The sequence below is a fragment of the Aureimonas sp. SK2 genome, assembly GCF_029813115.1.
GTDB lineage: Bacteria > Pseudomonadota > Alphaproteobacteria > Rhizobiales > Rhizobiaceae > Aureimonas.
This window is the reverse complement of sequence record NZ_JAPZDS010000017.1, coordinates 61,311-80,008: the sequence shown is the minus strand read 5'-3', so window position 1 is coordinate 80,008 and position 18,698 is coordinate 61,311. Positions and strand designations below refer to the sequence as shown.

General features: G+C 67.6%; 18 protein-coding genes. 7 read left to right on the top strand and 11 right to left on the bottom strand.

Going from position 1 to position 18,698, the window contains the following annotated elements; genetic code table 11:
• Window positions 1–57: 57 nt before the first annotated feature.
• Window positions 58–1,926 carry a sigma-54-dependent Fis family transcriptional regulator gene (locus O5O54_RS18770; RefSeq protein ID WP_279483373.1) on the bottom strand — a complete coding sequence of 623 codons (1,869 nt, stop codon included), beginning with the start codon at window positions 1,924–1,926 and terminating at the stop codon, window positions 58–60.
• A gap of 234 nt (window positions 1,927–2,160) precedes the next feature.
• Between O5O54_RS18770 and O5O54_RS18765 the strand changes: the two genes are divergently transcribed.
• The 7 genes from O5O54_RS18765 to O5O54_RS18735 all read left to right on the top strand — a co-directional run bounded on the left by O5O54_RS18765 (window position 2,161) and on the right by O5O54_RS18735 (window position 9,761).
• The gene (locus O5O54_RS18765) at window positions 2,161–3,213 is read left to right on the top strand and encodes an NAD(P)-dependent alcohol dehydrogenase (RefSeq protein WP_279483372.1); all 1,053 of its coding nucleotides are present in this window, start codon (window positions 2,161–2,163) and stop codon (window positions 3,211–3,213) included.
• Between the two features lie 92 nt (window positions 3,214–3,305).
• Window positions 3,306–4,856 carry an extracellular solute-binding protein gene (locus tag O5O54_RS18760; RefSeq protein WP_279483371.1) on the top strand — a complete coding sequence of 517 codons (1,551 nt, stop codon included), beginning with the start codon at window positions 3,306–3,308 and terminating at the stop codon, window positions 4,854–4,856.
• 81 nt (window positions 4,857–4,937) lie between these two features.
• Entirely contained in the window at window positions 4,938–5,822 is an 885-nt protein-coding gene (locus O5O54_RS18755) for a sugar ABC transporter permease (protein ID WP_279483370.1), read from the top strand.
• The gene (locus O5O54_RS18750; RefSeq protein WP_090966765.1) at window positions 5,819–6,649 is read left to right on the top strand and encodes a carbohydrate ABC transporter permease; all 831 of its coding nucleotides are present in this window, start codon (window positions 5,819–5,821) and stop codon (window positions 6,647–6,649) included. Before O5O54_RS18755 ends, O5O54_RS18750 begins: the two co-directional genes overlap by 4 nt.
• 12 nt (window positions 6,650–6,661) lie before the next feature.
• Window positions 6,662–7,747, top strand: a complete 1,086-nt coding sequence (locus O5O54_RS18745; RefSeq protein ID WP_279483369.1) for an ABC transporter ATP-binding protein — start codon at window positions 6,662–6,664, stop codon at window positions 7,745–7,747.
• Entirely contained in the window at window positions 7,747–8,805 is a 1,059-nt protein-coding gene (locus O5O54_RS18740; RefSeq protein ID WP_279483368.1) for an ABC transporter ATP-binding protein, read from the top strand. Before O5O54_RS18745 ends, O5O54_RS18740 begins: the two co-directional genes overlap by 1 nt.
• Before the next feature lie 323 nt (window positions 8,806–9,128).
• Window positions 9,129–9,761 carry a tyrosine-type recombinase/integrase gene (locus O5O54_RS18735; RefSeq protein ID WP_279483367.1) on the top strand — a complete coding sequence of 211 codons (633 nt, stop codon included), beginning with the start codon at window positions 9,129–9,131 and terminating at the stop codon, window positions 9,759–9,761.
• A 129-nt stretch (window positions 9,762–9,890) separates the two neighbouring features.
• Here the strand turns inward: O5O54_RS18735 and O5O54_RS18730 are convergent, their stop codons facing one another.
• The 10 genes from O5O54_RS18730 to O5O54_RS18685 all read right to left on the bottom strand — a co-directional run bounded on the left by O5O54_RS18730 (window position 9,891) and on the right by O5O54_RS18685 (window position 18,603).
• Complete coding sequence (locus tag O5O54_RS18730; RefSeq protein ID WP_279483366.1) at window positions 9,891–11,195, bottom strand: arsenic transporter; 1,305 nt, start codon at window positions 11,193–11,195, stop codon at window positions 9,891–9,893.
• Between the two features lie 20 nt (window positions 11,196–11,215).
• Window positions 11,216–11,941, bottom strand: a complete 726-nt coding sequence (arsH, locus tag O5O54_RS18725; RefSeq protein WP_279483365.1) for an arsenical resistance protein ArsH — start codon at window positions 11,939–11,941, stop codon at window positions 11,216–11,218.
• Window positions 11,938–12,381, bottom strand: coding sequence for a GNAT family N-acetyltransferase (locus tag O5O54_RS18720; RefSeq protein ID WP_279483364.1), 444 nt, complete (start codon window positions 12,379–12,381; stop codon window positions 11,938–11,940). The genes arsH and O5O54_RS18720 overlap by 4 nt, the downstream gene beginning before the upstream one ends.
• Window positions 12,378–12,785, bottom strand: a complete 408-nt coding sequence (gene arsC / locus O5O54_RS18715; RefSeq protein ID WP_279483376.1) for an arsenate reductase (glutaredoxin) — start codon at window positions 12,783–12,785, stop codon at window positions 12,378–12,380. Before arsC ends, O5O54_RS18720 begins: the two co-directional genes overlap by 4 nt.
• Window positions 12,782–13,135, bottom strand: a complete 354-nt coding sequence (locus O5O54_RS18710; RefSeq protein ID WP_279483363.1) for a metalloregulator ArsR/SmtB family transcription factor — start codon at window positions 13,133–13,135, stop codon at window positions 12,782–12,784. Before O5O54_RS18710 ends, arsC begins: the two co-directional genes overlap by 4 nt.
• A 102-nt stretch (window positions 13,136–13,237) precedes the next feature.
• Window positions 13,238–13,888 (bottom strand): ATP-binding cassette domain-containing protein, encoded by a 651-nt coding sequence (locus O5O54_RS18705; RefSeq protein ID WP_279483362.1) that lies wholly within the window; start codon window positions 13,886–13,888, stop codon window positions 13,238–13,240.
• Window positions 13,885–15,615 carry an ABC transporter permease gene (locus tag O5O54_RS18700; RefSeq protein ID WP_279483361.1) on the bottom strand — a complete coding sequence of 577 codons (1,731 nt, stop codon included), beginning with the start codon at window positions 15,613–15,615 and terminating at the stop codon, window positions 13,885–13,887. The genes O5O54_RS18705 and O5O54_RS18700 overlap by 4 nt, the downstream gene beginning before the upstream one ends.
• Before the next feature lie 5 nt (window positions 15,616–15,620).
• Complete coding sequence (locus O5O54_RS18695) at window positions 15,621–16,862, bottom strand: ABC transporter substrate-binding protein (protein WP_279483360.1); 1,242 nt, start codon at window positions 16,860–16,862, stop codon at window positions 15,621–15,623.
• Window positions 16,859–18,046: an FAD-dependent oxidoreductase gene (locus tag O5O54_RS18690; protein WP_279483359.1), complete on the bottom strand. Its 1,188-nt coding sequence runs from the start codon at window positions 18,044–18,046 to the stop codon at window positions 16,859–16,861. The genes O5O54_RS18695 and O5O54_RS18690 overlap by 4 nt, the downstream gene beginning before the upstream one ends.
• Window positions 18,043–18,603: a L,D-transpeptidase gene (locus O5O54_RS18685; RefSeq protein WP_407061731.1), complete on the bottom strand. Its 561-nt coding sequence runs from the start codon at window positions 18,601–18,603 to the stop codon at window positions 18,043–18,045. The genes O5O54_RS18690 and O5O54_RS18685 overlap by 4 nt, the downstream gene beginning before the upstream one ends.
• Window positions 18,604–18,698 lie beyond the last annotated feature (95 nt).

Genomic DNA, 18,698 nt, shown 5'->3' with positions numbered 1-18,698 from the left:
GCATCTGCCCTTCATCTGAATGCCTTTCCGGCCATGGCTTGGGCTCAACTCTCGGACTTACTGGACGTGCTTGTAGACCGTCGTCCTTGACAGGCCGAGGCGCCGTGCGGTCAGGGCGATGTTTTGATCGGCCGCGCGGTAGGCGAGCCGGATGCTGGAACAGCGGGGCTCGTTCACGGCATGCCCGCGGCAGGCTTCGCAGGTGTCGGCGGCGGCGGGAGCGCGGATGAGTTCGAAGGCCGTCTCGTCGAGGAACGGCATCTTGCGGCGCAGGAGCGCCCGCTGAAGCACGGCTTCCAACTCGCGCATGTTGCCGGGCCAACTACGCGCGCCTAGCCGACGAACGGCCTCGTCGGTGACGGCCGTGCCGGGCGCCAGCCGCTCCACCACATGCCGCACGATTTGGGGGAAGTCGGTGCGGGCGCTGAGCGAGGGAAGACGGATGGTGAACGTGTTCAGGCGGTAGAGAAGATCGCTTCGGAACAGGCGTTGCGCGACCATCTCCTCGAGATCCCGGTTCGTCGCGGAGACGATCTGGATATCGAGCTTGGTGCTCTTCTGCCCGCCGACCGCCCGCACCTCCTGCGTGTCGAGAAAGCGCAGGAGCGCGGTCTGGGCGGCCAGTGGGATATCGGCCACCTCGTCGAGGAAGAGCGTCCCCTTGTGCGCCTGCCGGGCGAGTCCCGGCGCGCCTTCGCCGCGTGCGCCGGTGAAGGCGCCGCGCTCGTGGCCGAAGAGTTCGGCGATGAAGAGGCTTTCCGGTAGAGCGCCGCAGTTGACCGCTACGAACTCGCCCGAGCGTCCGGAGGCGGCGTGCACATGCCGGGCCATGCGGTCCTTGCCCGTTCCCGTTTCGCCGGTGACGAGAACGGGAAGCCGAAGCGAGGTGGCGTCGGCGACCTCCTCCAACGCGCCGCGAAGCACGGGATCGTCGCACACGAAGTCCGGACGGCTCGTGCGCTCCACGACGGTGATCTTGGCAGCGGTCTTCTGCATCGTCTCGATCCGGCCGAGCCCTGCGCGCCCGATCTGACGGCAGACCATGAACACGCCGCTGCCCGCCCGGTCCCGGATCCGGACGACGCCGCCGTTGAGCAGGCCGTCCATCGCGCTGCCGAAGCCGGCCTCGAAGAGGTCGTCGAAATGGGTGCCCCGATCGACCGGCAGCCCGGCGAGGAGGGCCGTGCCGGGGCGGTTCAGCGAATGGACGGCGCCCTCGCGCGACACCGCGATGAGACCGGCCGAGAGCGTGTCGAGATATTCGACGCGCGGATGGAAGGCGAAGATGAAGCTTTCCGAGCGCTGCTGGTAGATCAGCCCGTTCTCGATCTGCGAGGCGGCCATGCGCACCAGGGCATGCGTGTGCTGCTGGCGCGCCTCGTTGGTGCAGGAGGCGTCGAGGAGGCCGAGCACGTTGCCTTCCGCATCGAGGATGGGCGCCGCCATGCAGGAGAGGTGTCCGTGGCAGGCGAAGTAGTGTTCGCGCCCGTAGACCGCGACCGGCTGGCGCTCCATGACGGCGAGGCCCAGCGCGTTTGTGCCGCGCTCGCGCTCGCGCCAGACGCTGCCGGGCACGATCGAGCGCCCGGCCTCGCTGTCCGCAAACTGGTGGTCGCTGATCGTATCGAGCACCACGCCCTCGCCGTCGCCCAGCGCGATCACGAAGTTCGAGCCGGCGATCTGCGAATGGAGAAGCTGCATCTCGGCAAGCGCCAGCTGCCGGAGCGTCGCCAGCGCCTCGCGCCGATGCCCGACCTCGACGAAGGGAATGATCTCGCCGCGCGGACGAGCGCGCGGATCAAGCCCCGTCTCGCGGCAGCGGTGCCAGCTCGAGGATACGCTTGGCGACAGGGCTCCCGACGGAACGCGCTGCCCTGCCTCGAGGGCGAGCCGCGCACGGTCCATTCCCGACAACAGATGCTGCACGGCTCCTCCCTCCCGCAACATTGGCCATGACCAGACTACATCGCGCGCGACAGGCTGCAATGACCAGAATCTGGACACATCGAAGCGGGAGCCGTCCAGCGATTGGACGTTGCGCCGCCAGAGGGAAAACGCCGCAGAGCCCTGCTTTCACAGGAGATTAACGAACTGGCACGGCGGTTGCAGGAGGGTCGGCAGGCACCGGTCCAGCGGGTGTCCGCGACGGGAGGAGAAGGCATGAAAGCGCAGGTCCTGAAGACATACGACGATCATCTGACGGCGTCGAACTGGCTGAGCTACGAGGACGTTCCCGACCCCACCATCACCAAGGCCAACGACGTCATCGTGCGCATCGGCGGCGCGGGCGTCTGCCGCACCGACCTCCACATCATCGAGGGTGTCTGGCGTCCGCACATGGACCCGAACGCCGACCAGCTGTTGCCCTTCATCATGGGCCACGAGAACGCCGGCTGGGTCGAGGCCGTGGGCAAGGAGGTCGAGAACGTGAAGGTCGGCGATCCCGTGATCGTCCACCCGAAGATCTCCGGCGGCACGTGTCTGGCCTGCCGCCGCGGCATGGACATGCACGCGCCCGGCAAGTTCCCCGGCCTCGACTGCAACGGCGGCTATGCCGAGTTCCTCTGCACGTCCGACCGCAACATCGTGCCGCTGCCCAAGACGCTGGCCCCGAAGGACGTCGCGCCCTATTCCGACGCGGGGCTCACAGCCTACCGCGCGGTGAAGAAGGCGACGCGCCACCTTCTGCCGGGCGAGACCTGCGTCGTGATCGGCGCGGGCGGCCTCGGCCATATCGGCATCCAGTGCCTCAAGGCCATGTGCGCGGCCGACGTCGTCGTTGTCGACAAGTCCGACGCCTCGCTGGAGCTCGCCCGCAAAATGGGTGCGGACCATCTCGTGAAGGCCGACGGCAACGAGGTCGAGGCCGTGCTGCAGCTGACGGGCGGCAACGGCGCGGAGGCCGTGATCGACTTCGTCGGCGAGAAGGGCACGACCAAGAAGGGCCTCGCGATGACCCGCGGCGCCGGCTCCTACTACGTCGTCGGCTATGGCGAGGACATCGTCGTGCCCACCGTCGATCTCGTGATCGCCGAGAAGAGCATCGTCGGCAATCTCGTGGGCACCTGGGCCGAGCTCGTCGAGCTGATGGCGCTCGCCGACCGGGGCCTCGTGAACCTCGCGACCGTGGAATACCGCCTCGCCGACGCCAACCAGGCGCTGCAGGACCTCAACGCCGGCAAGATCCACGGCCGTGCTGTCCTGATTCCCTGATGCCCGAAAGGCGCGGGACGGGAGTCCCCCGCGCCTTTTCGCCTGACCACCCTGCGCCGGAGTGGCGCGACGATCTTCGGGAGGAGACCCACATGAAACGGCATGCATTTTGGATGACGTCGGCCTGCGCGCTGGCGACCGCGCTACCGGCCTTTGCCGCCGACATCGACTACAAGGCCTATGGCGACTACGCGCAGTACGGCTCGGCGCCCGATGTTCCGGGCGCCTGCTCCTACGAGGCGATCGACGCCAAGGACTATTCGGGCAAGACGCTGCGCGTCATCACCCATGCGGTGCCGGTGATCGGCGAGCCGACCGACCTTCACGCCAAGCAGTTCCAGGCGCTCACCGGCGCGCAGGTCGAAGTCGTCCACATCCCGTTCGGCGACCTCTACCAGCGCCTGATGATCCCGTTCCAGACGCGCCAGGCCGCCTACGACGTGATGTTCTACCCCTCGCTGTGGATCGGCGACGTCCAGAACTACCTCCAACCCGTGCCGGCCGCCTATCAGGAGGTGCCGGGCATGAAGGAGGTCACGCAGAACTACCGCGACGTCGCCACCTGGGGCGACCAGATGATCCAATATCCGGTGGACGGCGACCGGCACTATCTGAAGTACCGCTCCGACATCTTCGACAACCCGGAATACCAGCAGCGATTCAAGGCCGAAACGGGCCAGGACCTGCGCGTGCCGCGCACCTGGGAGGAGTACAACGCGGTCGCCAAGTTCTTCACCGGCTGGGACTGGGGCAAGGACGGGCGTGGGCAGTTCGGCTCGGCCGAAGTGACCAAGCGCGACGACCTGATGTTCTCGGCCTTCATCAGCCGCGCCGCCGCCTACACCAAGAATCCCAACGTGAAGGGCGGCTATTTCTTCAAGCTCGACACGATGGAGCCGCAGATCAACAATCCGGGCTTCGTCAAGGCGCTGGAGATGTTCATCGACGCGCAGAAGGCCTTCCCGCCGGGCGGCACCAATTTCGGCCTCGGCGACGAGATCTTCTCGTTCGGCGGCGGCCAGTCGCTGATGAGCTATTCCTGGGACGACGCCTTCATCCAGGCGCAGGAGGCATCGAGCCCGATCCGCAACAAGGTGGCGGCCGCGCCCCTGCCGGGCTCCACGCAGGTCTGGAACCGCGACACGAACGCCTGGGACACGTTCGAGACCCCGAACGCGCCGCCTTACATCACCTGGGGATGGACCTCGGCCGTCTCAAAGGCTTCGCAGAACCAGGACATGGCCTTCGACTTCCTATGCTTCTTCTCCAACGAAGCCAACACGCAGCTCGATCTCCAGATCGGCCGCTTCGGCGTCAATCCGTATCGTACCACCCATTTCGACCCGACCTTCTGGCAGGAGAAGCTCGGCTGGGAGGCGAACACGGCCAAGACCTATGTCGACACCCTGTCGGGCATGGATCAGTCCAACAACCGCGTCTTCGACCTGCGCGTGCCCGGCGTGAACCAGTTCATGTCGACGCTCGCCAACGGCGTGGCGGAAGCCATGGCCGGCCAGCGCAGCCCCCAGGAGGCGCTCGATGGCGTCGCGGCGCAATGGAAGGAGATCGTCGACCGGATCGGGCCGGACCGCGTGCGCGAGGCGTACGCCAACGTCGTGGCCCTGGAGGATCGCGGCCGCTAACGGCTCCGACGCCCTGAGCCCCGCCGGGGCCGGCATCGACCGGTCCCGGCTTCCCTCGCCGCGCATCGGAGCCCTGTCGTCATGCAGCAGCGTGAATTCCGCCCCTACAAACTCGCCTTCCTTCTGCCGGGCCTTCTGGTCCTTCTCGCGATCATCCTGTTCCCGCTTCTCTTCACCATCCGCGTCTCGCTTTCGGGATGGGACGCGATCGTGCCGGGGCTCGACTGGGCGGGCGTGCGCAACTATGTCGGCGTCTTCAACGACGTACGGTTCTGGCAGTCGCTCGGCCGCCTGTCCCTGATGGCCGTCGGCACGGTGCTGATCCAGTACGTGCTGGGCTTCGCGCTGGCGCTCCTCGTGTGGCGCGACATCCGCTTCCGCAGGCTCTGGCGCGTCCTCTTCCTGATTCCGATGATGACGACGCCGGTCATCATGTCGGTGATCTGGCGCACGATCTTCCACGAGTCGCTCGGACCGGCCAACGACCTCCTCGGCGCCATCGGCCTCGGCCCCTACCCCTGGCTCACCTCGGCGGGCTGGGTCGTCGCCTCGGTCATGCTGGTCGAGATCTGGCAGTGGACGCCGTTCATGTTCCTCCTGCTTCTGGCCGGGCTGATCTCGCTGCCGCGCGAGCCGTTCCTGGCGGCGGCCATCGACGGGGCGGGGCCGGTCCGCACCTTCTTCAACGTCACCTTCCCGCTGCTGGCCCCCGTCTCGATCGGGGCGATCATCATCCGTCTCATCGAGGCGTCGAAGCTGATGGAGACGGTCTATGTCCTGACCTCCGGGGGGCCGGGCACGGCGACCGAGACCACCGGCTACTACATCTATATCCGGGGCCTTCGCGACTTCCAGATCGGCTACGCCGCGGCGCTCTCGATCACCTACCTCGTCATCATGATCGTGCTGCTCACGATCGTCGCCAAGCTTCTGGTTCGTGTGTTCGTCGGAGGGAAGACGGCATGAAGGCGCTCAAATATGTCCTCGTCGTCCTCTGGGGCGCCTTCGTCGTCACCCCGCTCCTCTGGGCGCTGACGACCTCGTTCAAGTCCGCCAACGCCGTCACGGGCGGGCCGACCTACATCCCCTACCTCCAGTACGAGCCCTCGCTCGCGGGCTGGCGCTCGCTGTTCGGCGGGGCGGGCGGCATCGACATCGCCAAGCCCTATCTCGACAGCCTCGTCGTGACGCTGAGCGCCACCGCCATCTCGCTGGTGCTCGGCACGCTCGCCGCCTACGGCTTGTCGCGCTTCACCTACAAGGCCGGCTTCGTGAAGAACGCCGACCTCGTGTTCTTCTTCATCTCGCAGCGGATCATGCCGCCGATCGTCCTGTCGATCCCGTTCTTCCTGCTCCTGCAGTTCCTGAACCTCCTCGACACCAAGGTCGGGCTGATCCTCGTCTATATCGCGCTCCTCCTGCCCATCGCGGTCTGGATCATGGTCGACTTCTTCGACGGCGTGCCGCGCGCCATCGACGAGATGGCTATGCTCGACGGCTGCTCGCCCTTCGAGGCCTTCCGGCGCGTCGTGCTGCCGAACTCGCTGCCCGGCATCCTCGTCGCCGGCATGTTCTGCCTGATCTTCGGCTGGAACGACTTCTTCTTCGCCTTCACCCTGACCTTCACCGACACGCAGCTCCTGCCCGTCGCGGTGGTGGCACTGAACTCGTCCGTGACGCCCTGGTGGAGCCTGTCGGCTTCGGCCCTCGTCTCCGTCGCCCCCCTCATCCTGATCGCCTTCTTCGTCGAACGGCTTCTCTCGCGCGGCACGCTGGCCGGCGCGATCCGATAGGAGGTTCCCACATTGAGTCTCGTTCTCGACGACCTTCGCCTCCGGGAGGACGGCGTGCCCTTCCTGGACGGCATCACGGCCGAGTTTTTGCGCGGTCGCCTCACCACGGTGATCGGCCGCACCTCGGCCGGCAAGACCACGCTGATGCGGACGCTCGCCGGGCTCCAGGGCGTGGATTCCGGCCACATCCGGCTCGACGGGCGCGCCTTCGAGACGGTGCCTGCCTGGCAGCGCGACGTGGCGATGGTCTACCAGCAGTTCATCAACTACCCTCATCTCAGCGTGTTCGAGAACGTCGCCTTTCCGCTTCGGCGCAGGGGCCTTGGCGATGCCGAAGTGCGCCAGCGCGTCGAACGGCAGTTGGAGACGGTGGGCCTCGGGACCTTCGGCGAGCGGCGACCCTCGGCCCTGTCCGGCGGCCAGCAGCAGCGCGTGGCGCTCGCCAGGGCCCTCGTGCGGCGCGCGCCGATCCTCCTCCTCGACGAGCCGCTGGTGAATCTCGACTACAAGCTGCGCGAGCAGCTGCGCGACGAGTTCCGACGTATCCTCGGCGCCCAGACCGACACGATCGCCGTCTACAACACTACCGAGCCCGCCGAAGCCATGATGCTCGGCGACCATGTCGTCGTGCTGCACGAGGGCCGCGTGCTGCAGACGGGAACGCCGGCCGACGTCTTCGACCGACCGGCCTCGGCTCTCGTCGCGGGGATCGTCAACGACCCGCCGATGAACGTGATCGCAGGCGAGCTCGCCTCGGAAGCCCTGATCCTCGGCGCGCTGCGCCTGCCGCGGCCTGCCCATTTGGAAAGCCTTTCGCCCGGCCGCTACCGGTTCGGCATCCGCGCTGGCGAGATCGAGGCGGGCCAGGGGGAGGCCACCGGCCTCGTCACCTATTCGGAGATCTCGGGCTCGGAGAGCTTCATCTATCTCGACGCGCCCTTCGGACCGCTCGCGATCCAGCGCGAAGGGGTGCACATCGTACACAACGGCTCGAGCCTGACGTTCCGCATCCCGCCCCACCGCCTGTTCTGCTTCGCCGGCCACGGCGACGGACAGCTTCTCGCCGCACCGCGCGCCGCTTCGCAGGGAGAGTACTGATGGCCCGGATCCATCTCGACGGCGTCGGCCATTCCTACGACGGCGGCCGAACGTATGCGCTCCAGCCCGCCGACATCCTGTTCGAGGACGGAAAGACCTATGCCCTCCTCGGGCCTTCGGGCTGCGGCAAGACGACGATGCTCAACATCGTCTCGGGGCTGCTGTTTCCCTCGGACGGGCGCGTGCGGCTCGGCGAGCGGGACGTCACGCGCGCCGCGATCGCCGACCGCAACATCGCGCAGGTCTTCCAGTTTCCCGTCGTCTACCGGTCCAAGACCGTGTTCGGGAATCTCGCCTTCCCCCTGAAATGCCGGAATTGGGACAAGGCGCGCATCGAGCGGCGCGTGTCGGAGGTCGCCGAACTCCTCGGCCTCACCGCCCGCCTCGGGCGCTCCGCCCGGTCGCTGACGGCCGACGAGAAGCAGCTCATCTCGCTCGGCCGCGGGCTCGTGCGAGACGACGTTGCCGCGCTCCTGATGGACGAGCCGCTAACCGTCATCGACCCGCAGATGAAGTTCGATCTGCGTCGCCGCATCAAGCAGGCCAACGAGCGAACCCGCCACACCGTCATCTATGTCACCCACGACCAGAACGAGGCTATGACCTTCGCCGACGAAATTCTCGTGATGCAGGCCGGACGGGTGATCCAACGCGGTACGCCGAAGGACCTCTTCGAGCGCCCGCTCAACGCCTATGTCGGCACCTTCATCGGCTCGCCCGGAATGAACTTCGTGCCCGCCACGCAGTCCGGCGGGGAGATCCGCATCGGCGGCGAGATCATCCGGAACGACGCGCCGACAAGCGTCGGCGGCACCCTGACGGTCGGAATCCGCCCAGAGCACATCCGGCTCAGCGCGACGGATAGGGGCCTGCCCGCCCGAGTGATTGGCGTGCAGGATCAGGGCAATGTGCGCGTCGTAGAACTGGAACTGGCTGACGGCGCCCGACTCAAGGCCAAACTGCCGCGCGAGCACGCGATCCCAGCCGATGCGCTGCGCGTCGTCATGCCCTCCCAGCACGCGCATATCTACGCCGATGGCGTCCGCGCCGACATCTGACGAGCCGATGGAAGCTTCGATCGTTGCCCACGAAGCCCAACTTCTTGTTCCAAGAGGAGCCAACGGTTGGCGTGGTGACGCGAAACCCCAGTGGTTTGTATGGTTTCCACTGCCAGATGTTGAACGGCAGCTTTTGAGACGCCTCCAATCCTGTGCAGAAGGCAGCTATGGGCCGATAGCTGAAAGGCAGCTTTCCGTGTGCTCATCCCGAGAGCTGCCCGTCTGCTTTCGGCCCGCCCTCCCACCGACACCGATCGTTCCTCCGGCCGCGTTCATTAGGCGGCACTCTCGCCCTCGGCCATCCTGGCCTTGGGAGAACGACAATGGGACACTCACACTTCGACCCGGTGACGAGCACACGCAAGGCATGGAACACCGGCCGCGTCGTGGGCGCCAAGCGGGCGCTGAAGCCGCCACAGGTTTGGGCCATTCGGTTCTGGCTCGACCATGAAGGCCGTCTGCGCGACCGAGCCCTCTTCGATCTGGCCATCGACAGCAAGCTAAGAGGCTGCGACGTCGTGAAGGTCAAGATCGGCGACTTGGTTTCGGGCGGGCGCGTCCGTGCCCGAGCGATTGTCGTACAGCGCAAGACGAAGAAGCCGGTGCAGTTCGAACTCATGGAGGCAGCGCGAGCGAGCCTCCTTGCTTGGCTGGACCGCCGCGGTGGCACGGTTGATGACTACGCCTTCCCGAGCCGCGTCGATCATGCGATGCACATCAGTACGCGGCAGTATGCCCGCCTCGTTGACGAATGGGTCACAGCGATTGGCCTTCGGAAAGAGGACTACGGCACGCATTCGCTCCGGCGGACGAAGGCGTCGATCATCTACAAGGCGACCGGCAACCTCCGAGCCGTCCAGATCCTGCTCGGGCATACCAAGATCGAGAGCACCGTGCGTTACCTCGGCGTTGATGTCGAGGATGCACTGACGCTCGCTGAAGGCACCGAGGTCTAGGATATCCGAGATCACGGTAGATTGGTGTGGAACGGCCGCTTGCGAGATGCCAACGCGGCCGTTCAGATAGCTGGGCGGGGTGGAAACCAGTCAGTCCGCTTCCGGATCAAAAGGACGCTGAAGCGGACATTATCTGACAACCGGGAGCCAAGCCCATAAAGCTACGAGCGTCGCCAGCAGCACGGGCGGGGTCAGAACAAGGCCGACCCGCATGTACGCGCCCCAGGTGATCCGCTGCCCCTTGCCCGCAAGGACGTGGAGCCACAGGAGCGTCGCCAGCGAGCCGATCGGCGTGAACTTCGGGCCGAGGTCGTTTCCGACTACGTTGGCATAGACCATGAGCTTGCGGGTGAGCGGCGCCACATCCGCCCGGTCGATGGCGAGCGCCCCGACGAGCGTGGCTGGCATGTTGTTCATGACGGAGGCGAGGGCCGCCACTACGAAGCCCGTGCCGACGGTGGCGATGAACGTGCCCTGCTCGCCAAGCCAGCGCAGGACATCCGCAGCGATGTCGGTCAGCCCGGCGTTCCCGAGGCCGTAGACGACGAGATACATGCCGATCGAGAACAAGACGATCTGCCACGGCGCCCCGCGCAGGACCTTCGGCAAGTCGACCACCGCACCGTTTCCAGCGGAGAACCACCGTCCCGCGACCGCCATGAGGACGAGGGCGGCGGCGCCGGTCAGATAAGCGATCGGCACGCCGAGCGGCTCCGTCACGAAGTAAGCGACGAGGAGAAGTCCGAGGAGTGGGAAGGCGGCACGGAAGATCGCATGGTCGCGGATCGCGCTCCCGGGGGCCTCAAGCTGACGCACATCGTAGGTCGCCGGAATGTCGTTTCGAAAGTACACCCACAGGACGAGGAGGGTGGCGGCCAGCGAGACGAGGTTCACCGGCACCATGACCGCAGCGTAGCGGCCGAAGGACACGTCGAAGAAGTTCGCGGTGACGATGTTCACGAGGTTCGACACGACGAGCGGCAGGCTGGTCGTGTCGGCAACGAACCCACAGGCGACAACGAAGGCGAGCGCCCCAGCCGGCGGGAAGTCGAGGCGCAGGAGGATGGCGAGCACGATCGGGGTGAGGAGCAGCGCCGCCCCGTCGTTCGCGAAGATGGCGGCGATGGCCGCGCCCAGAAGCACGACGAGCGGGAACAGCCGCCGCCCGTTGCCGCCGCCCCAGCGGGCGACGTGGAGCGCAGCCCAGGCAAAGAACCCGGCCTCGTCGAGGACGAGCGAGATGACGATCAGCGCGACGAAGGTGAAGGTCGCGTCCCACACGATCTCCCAGACCGTCCCGACGTCGCTCCAGCCGACGACGCCGGTCGCCAGCGCCACCGCGGCGCCGGCGAGCGCCGACCATCCGATGCCAAGGCCCCGGGGCTGCCAGATGACGAGAACGAGGGTGGCGACGAAGATCGCGAGCGCGAGCATGGACGGTCCGGGGAAGAGGATCAGAGGGTGCGCTGGTTCACGCGCGTCGAGAGTTGCTCGGCGCTCTCGACGCGCTCGGAGTAGCGGTCCGTGAGGTAGTCCGAGCGACCGCGCACGAGGTGGGTGAACTTCACCAGTTCCTCGCAGACATCGACGACGCGGCTGAAATAAGCGGACGGCTTCATGCGCCCCACCTCGTCGAACTCGAGGAACGCCTTTGGGACCGACGACTGGTTCGGGATCGTCACCATGCGCATCCAGCGGCCGAGGATGCGCATCTGGTTTACGGCGTTGAAGCTCTGCGAGCCGCCCGACACCTCCATGACGGCCAGCGTCTTGCCCTGCGTCGGACGCTTGGCGCCGAGGGTCAAGGGAATCCAGTCGATCTGCGACTTCATGATCCCGGTCATGGCCCCGTGGCGCTCCGGGCTGACCCACACCATGCCCTCGGACCAGTCGGCGAGGTCGCGCAGTTCCGCGACCTTCGGGTGGTCGGGTTCCGCCCCGTCGGGGAGCGGCACGCCGCGAGGGTCGAAGGTGCGCACCTCGCAGCCGAACCAGCGAAGCAGGCGACCGGCCTCCTCGGACAGGAGGCGGGAATAGGACCGCTCGCGGATCGAGCCGTAGAGGACGAGGATGCGCGGCGGGTGCGTCGGTGCGCTGGGGCCGGCGAGCGCGCTCCCGTCGATCGGGCGGAGCTGGTCGAAGTCGACGGAGGACAGGTCGAGGGCGGCGGGGTCCGTCATCGTCCGGTTTCCTTCCGCCACAGGACGGCCGAGGCCGAACACAGGCCCATGGCCTGCCGGGTCGCGAGCACCGCGGCGGGCGCTTCCGTCCGTTCGACGCGCTGGAAGCCGAGCGCCGCGAGGAAGGGGCGTTCCCTGGTCGTGAAGGCGAACGCGTCAGTCGCGCCCCGCTGCCGGGCCCGCCCCATCAGATCGGCGGTGATGGACCGGCCGATGCCGTGCCCCCAGTGGTCGGGAACGACGGCTATGGATCGCAGGAGGACGGCGGACCCAAGGGGCTCGAAGCCTCCGATCCCGACGAACTCGCGGCCCTCGTTGGCGTAGCGCAGGATTACCCGGCCGGGCTCCGCCACGTCCTCGGTCGGCAGCCCCGCCGCAGACAGGAGGCCGACGAGACCGGCCGGATCGTCGACGGCGGTCGCGTCAAGCCTCGGCATCATGCCCGATAGCCTCCAACGGTTTCCCCGTCCTCCTTGGTGAAGGTGGCGACGGGGTTGTCGAGAAGCGGCAGCACCCTCTCCGACGGGCGGCAGAGCGCGGCGCCCCTGTCCGTCACGACGATCGGGCGGTTGATCAGGATCGGGTGCGCCATCATGGCGTCGAGGAGTGCGTCGTCGGCCAGCGTCTGGTCCTCAAGGCCGAGTTCGGCGTAGGGCGTGCCCTTCTCGCGCAGGAGGTCGCGCGGGCGGATGCCCATGGCGTGGATCAGTTCGACCAGCCGCTCGCGGCTCGGGGGAGCCTTCAGGTACTCGACGACCTCCGGCTCCTCGCCGGACTGGCGGATCATCTCCAGCGTGTTGCGCGACGTGCCGCAGGCGGGGTTGTGGTAGATCGTGACGGTCACGAGCATGTCTCCGACGGGCAGGAGGGGGCGAGAAGGTCGGCGCCGAGATTCCCGCAGATCTCCGGGTTCCCCGAACAGCAGTCCTCCGTCAGGAAGGCGAGGAGCTGGCGCATGTCGTCGTAGCTCGCGGCGTAGAGGATGCGGCGCCCGTCCCGCCACGAGCGCAGGAGCTTGGCGCGTTCCAGTGTCGCGAGGTGGAAGCTCATCCGCGTCGGCGCGATGGACAACGCCTCGGCGATCTCGCCGGACGGCATGCCGTTCGGGCCGGCACGGACGAGCATCCGGAAGGCCGAGAGACGGTCGGCGTGAGCAAGGGCGGACAAGGCTGCAACGGCTGAGTCGTCGTTCATTCCTGCGATATTGCAAATATAGTTGTAATGTTCAAGTCTGGTTGCCAACGAGCGCATGGGACCATTGGCTACGCAGCTCTCGGAGCACACTCTTCAATTCGTTCAGCCGCCGATCTCGATGACCTTCCCGTCCGTTGGAGTGTCATCGGCATCGTGCGTGACGAGAAGCGCGGGAATGCGGCGTGTCGCGACCTCGCGGAACACCAATGCGCGGATCTCCGGTCGCAGGGCGGCATCGAGACGCGAGAAGGGTTCGTCGAGGAGGAGCAGCCGCGGCTCACTGAGGAGCGTCCGCGCCAGCGACACGCGAGCCGCCTGGCCGCCGGACAGGGTCATGGGGGAGCGGTCGAAGGTTCCGGCGAGCCCAAGCCCCGCCAGCATGTCCTCCGCCATCGCCTTACGGAGGCCGCGCCCGGGCCTGACGGCAGGGATCGCGAAGGTGAGGTTGCGGCCGACGCTCATATGCGGAAACAGAAGGGCGTCCTGGAACATCAAGCCGACGCCGCGCGCTTCGGGCGCCAGCGTGAGAATATCGCGGCCGCCGAGGATCGCCTTGCCGGAGGCCGTGAAGCTCGGGTCCAGGAAGCCTGCCAGAAGCGCGAACAGGCTCGACTTGCCGGAGCCGGACGGGCCGCGAATGGTCAGGACGCTCCCAGCCTCGATCGCCGCATCGATGTCCAGCAGAAGCCGCCCGCGCAGCGAGATGCGGACCGCTTCAAGCTTGATGTTCCCATCGCCCGCGGTCACCGTCACGTCGCCCGTCTCGGTTTCGCGGCGAAGAGCATGGGGACGCTGCCGGCGAGGATGAACACGATCATCGGCAGCAGCGTCTGGAGCAACGCATACGTGCCGACGATGCGCGGGTTGCCGCCCGACGAGAGCGCCACGGCTTCCGTCGTGATCGTCGGGAAGCGTCCGGCGCCGATGAGGAGGGTAGGCAGGTACTGGCCGACCGAGACGGAGAAGCCGATGGCGAAGGCGGTGGCCAGCGCCGCGGCCAGCATCGGCAGCCGGACGCGCAGGAGCGAGCGTAGGCGCGACGTCCCGAGACCCGCCGCGACCCGTTCGTAGCGTGGATCGAGCGCATACCAGGGCGCCGCCAGCGCGAGCGTCACATAGGGCACGACGAAGACCAGATGCGTCGCGACGAGAAGCGAAAGGGACGCCTCGGCCCCCAGCGACAGGACGAGGATCTGAAGGCCGAACAGAAACGCGACCTGCGGCACGACGAGCGGCAGGTAGATCAGCCCAGCCATCACCCGGGGCAGTCGGATGCTGTCCCCGCGCTGGCTCCGGCGGTGGGACTCGAGAAGGGCGACGACGAGGACGAGCGCGATCAGGGCCGACGTCGCGGCGACGGCAAGAGTGGTGATCATCGGGCCCGACGCGCTTGCCCAGGCCCGGAGCCAGGTCGTTCCCGACAGCTCGGCGGGAAGAAGGTCGGGGAACTGCCAGAGCCCGGCAGCAGACCAGAGCGCCAGAACGACGAGACCGGCGCCGACCGTCGACAGGGCAAGGCCGACGACGCCCGCGGCCGCGAAACGAACCGCCCCGCCCGCTTGTCCGCGCCGTCCAGTGTTTTCGATGATCGCCATCGCCGTTCCGGCCGCCCGCTCGACCGCGAGCCAGGCGACCACCACGGTGAGGGTCACGCCGAGTTGCAGGATCGCACCCGCGGACGCGAGGAAACGGAAGGACAGGTCGGGATCCGACATCCAGCGGACCAGACGCACGGCGAGTGTCGGCGGGAGGGAGGGGCCGAGGATCAAGGCGACGTCGACGACCGAGGAACCGTATGCCGCGACCGCCAGGACGGGCAGTCGGATCTGACGGTAGACGGCCGGCCAGACGCAGGTGAGGAAGCCGGCGACGCGCCCGTACCCCAGGGACCGGGCCACCATCATCCGGCGTTCGGGATCGACCTGCGGCAGGGCGGCGATGGCGACGAGGAGCAGGAAGGGCAGTTCCTTGGCGACTAGGCCCGACATGAGCGCCAGTCCCCAGGGATCGCCGACGATGAGAAGGTCCGGGGGGCGGTCGAGGCCGAACGGGCCGGCGACGGCCCGCATGAACAGTCCCGAGGGCGCGATCAAGAAGGCGAGGCCGAAGGCGGCCGCCGCGTGCGGCACGGAAAGCGCCGGGGACAGGAGGCGCCGGACGAGGGCGAATGTCCGCGTGCCGAAGAAGGACGCAAGGAACAGAGCGGTCGCCCCGACCGACACGAGCGTGGTCGCCAGCCCGGTCACGAGGGACAGGGTCACCGACGCCGCAAGACCCGGCTCGGCGAACAGGGCGCGAAAGGGCGCCGTGGTCGCCGACGAGCCACCGAGCGCCGGAAGGAAGCCGAAGGCCGGCAGGAGAACGCCGAGCAGCCCTGCCACGACGGGTGCGGCGAGGAGTAGCGCGACGCCGATGGCGACGGGACCGGACCCCCGTCCGGCCGCCGTCCCGATCCCCGGGCCTGCGCTCGTCCTCGCCACCCGCATCATCGTCCCGTGCCGTAGCGCTTCATCCACTCGGCTTCGAGGCGGGTCATCCAACTGGGATGAGGCTCGGACAGGACCGGGCCGAGCTCGGATGCCCGCAGCGTGGCCGGACCGAGGTCGAGCCCCTCGAATGCGGCGCGCTCGGGCTGCGGCAGCTTGGCCATGTCGAGTACGGTCGGGTCGCCCCAATGGGCCGGATCCTCCTTACGGAGCTGCGCCTCCGGCGAAAGGAGGAAGTCGGCGACGACCTTCGCGGCCGCCTGTGAGCCCGAGTTGAAGGGGATCGCCACGTAGTGCGTGTTGCCGAGGGTCCCGCCGGCGAAGGTGAAGGAACGCACCGTGTCGGGCAACTCGCCCGCCGCGATCCCCGCGGAGGCCTCCCCGGGATTGAAGGCGAAGATGATGTCGAGTTCACCGTCGGCGAGGAGCTGTTTCATGGCCGGGTAGTTGGCCGGAAAGTCGCGCCCCCCACGCCACAGGAGAGGTTTTAGCGCGTCGAGATAGGCCCAGAGGGGGGCCGTCACGCTGGCGAACGTCGCTTCGTCCACGGGGCGCTCGAGGAGGCTGCTGTCGGCGACCTGTTCGAGAAGCACCTGCTTCAGGAAGGACGATCCGACGAAGTCGGGCGGCGCCGGATAGGAGAAGCGCCCGGAATGGGCCTTGGCAAAAGTCATGAGGTCCGCGGTGGAGGGGGGCAGGTCCGCCTCGGCGGTGCGCGCGGAATCGTAGAAGAACACGAGCTTCGCGCGGCCCCAGGGAGACTCCTGCCCTTCGATCGGCAGCGTGAAGTCCGTCGTGATCCCAGGGTTAATGGTATCGACGTAGCGCCAGTTCGGCAATTCCGTCGCGAAGCCGTCCGCCAGCAGCCCCTGCTCCTTGAGGGACGCGAAGTTCTCTCCGTTGATCCACACGAGATCCACCGATCCGCCCTGAAGGCGCCCGGCCGCCTTCTCGGCGACGATCGCCGAGACCGCGGTCGCGGTGTCCTCGAGCTTCACGTGGTTCAGCGTGATGCCGAAGCGGTCTCTGACGACGCCGCCGGCCCAGGCGATGAAGTCGTTGATGTTGGGCGACCCGCCCCAGGCATGGAACTGGACGGACTGGTTCCTCGCCGCGGCGAGCGTCGCTTGCCATTCGGGCGACGCCGTCTCGACCGCATGCGCGGGTCCCGCCGGGAGCGCAGACGGTAGGAGCATGAGGGCCAGGGCGGCGGCAAGGGTCAGATGCTTCGCTCGTCTCATGGGCGGTTGCCTCCTCGTGATGGAGCGCGCGGCGGGATTGCGTAGCGCTCGACGAAACTCGTGTCGCTCCAGCGCTTCCAGCGAGCGACCCAGCGCCCACTCGCCGCCAGTCCCCACTTGTCGGCGATCGCGCTCCCGTTCGCGAGCGAGATCAACGCCAGCCAGTGCCGCTGCGGCCGAAAGGCGCGCAGCGGCGCATCGGACAGCGCCTGCCGAAGGTTGTGGTGGAGGACGGGTCCGGCTCGAACTGCGAAGACGCCCGACTTCGGGCGTGGATCGTAAAGGGATGCGACGTCGCCCGCGGCGAACACCGCGGGATGCGAAACCGAACGCAGGTGACGGTCGACGCGCACGAAGCCGCGTTCGTCGAGAGCGAGACCGCTGGACCGAAGCCAGGGCGGTGCCGCGCTCGAGGTCGTCCAGACCACCTCCCGGACGTCGAGGCGGCGTCCGTCGGAGGCCACGAGAACGCCGTCGAAGAACGCGACCGCGTCGAAGCCATCGACCGTGGTGATGTCCGCCTTGCGAAGCTCCCTCGCCACCAACCGACGTGCGAGAACGCCGCGAGATGGCATGGGTTCGTCCGAACGCCCGACCAGCAGGATCTCGACGGGCCGGCGGTCCGGGCTGCGGGCAAAGCGTCGGCGGAGCGCGAACGCGATCTCCACGCCCGCTACTCCCTGACCCACGACAGCAAGGCGGACGGGATGTTCGGCGCTTCGCACCAGTCGGTCGATGTCGGGAAGCCGCTCCGCGAAGGAGGCGATCGGCTTCACTGCGATACCCTCTTGGGCGCCGCTCGGATGCGACGGTCGCGAACCGATGTCGAGAGAGAGCAGGTCATAGGAAAGAACCGAGCCGTCGGCGAGGGCGACGCTCCGTCGCTCGGCGTCGATGCCCGCGGCCTCGCCCTGCCGAAAGGCAATGTCCGAAGCCGCGCAGAGCGCCGAAAGATCGACATGGACGTCGTCGAAGCCGTAGTCCCCGGCAACGAAGCCGGGCAGCATGCCGGAATAGGGCGTGAGGCGCGATGGGGAGACCAGCAGCGGCTCGCAGTTTCCGGCACGGGCGAGACCGAGGCGCCTGATCACCTCGACATGCGCATGGCCGCCGCCCAGCAGCAGGAGACGCGGCGGAGCGCCCCGACCGCGCGGATGGGCTTCGCTCGGATGGCTCGCCGTCAAGCGGCAGCCGCGGGAGCGCTGGACGGCAGCACCACGATCGGCGTCCCGTCGGGGACGCGCTCGTAGAGGTCGGCGACGTCCTGGTTCAGGAGGCGGATGCATCCCGACGAGACCGCCCGGCCAATCGACCATTCCTGATGCGTCCCATGCAGGCGGTAGAGCGTGTCGCGGCCGTCCTGGAAGATGTAGAGGGCACGCGCGCTGAGGGGGTTCGTCAGGCCCGGATCCATTCCGCCGTTGGCGATGGAGTACGGCTCGAGTTCGGGCTGCCGGGCGACCATCTCGTCCGGCGACGTCCAGCGGGGCCACTTGCGCTTGTACTGGACCTTGGCACGGCCTGACCAGGAAAAGCCCTCGCGACCGACGCCGATCCCGTAGCGCACCGCGGAGCCATCGGCCTGCGTGAAATAGAGATATTTCGCGTCAGTATCGACCACCAGCGTCCCCGGGGGCTCGTTCGTCGTGTTCACGACTTCGCTTCTCCAGAAGCGCTGGTCCACCTTCGAGACGTCGACCGCCGGAACAGGGAACGCCTCGTCCGGCATGGCATCGTACATGAGGGGCCTTAGCGGCGGCGGCGGGGGAGCCGCGGCCGGAATGGCCCGGGCCTGCTGGCGCGGCAGGGATGCGCACCCCGACAGAACGAGTCCGG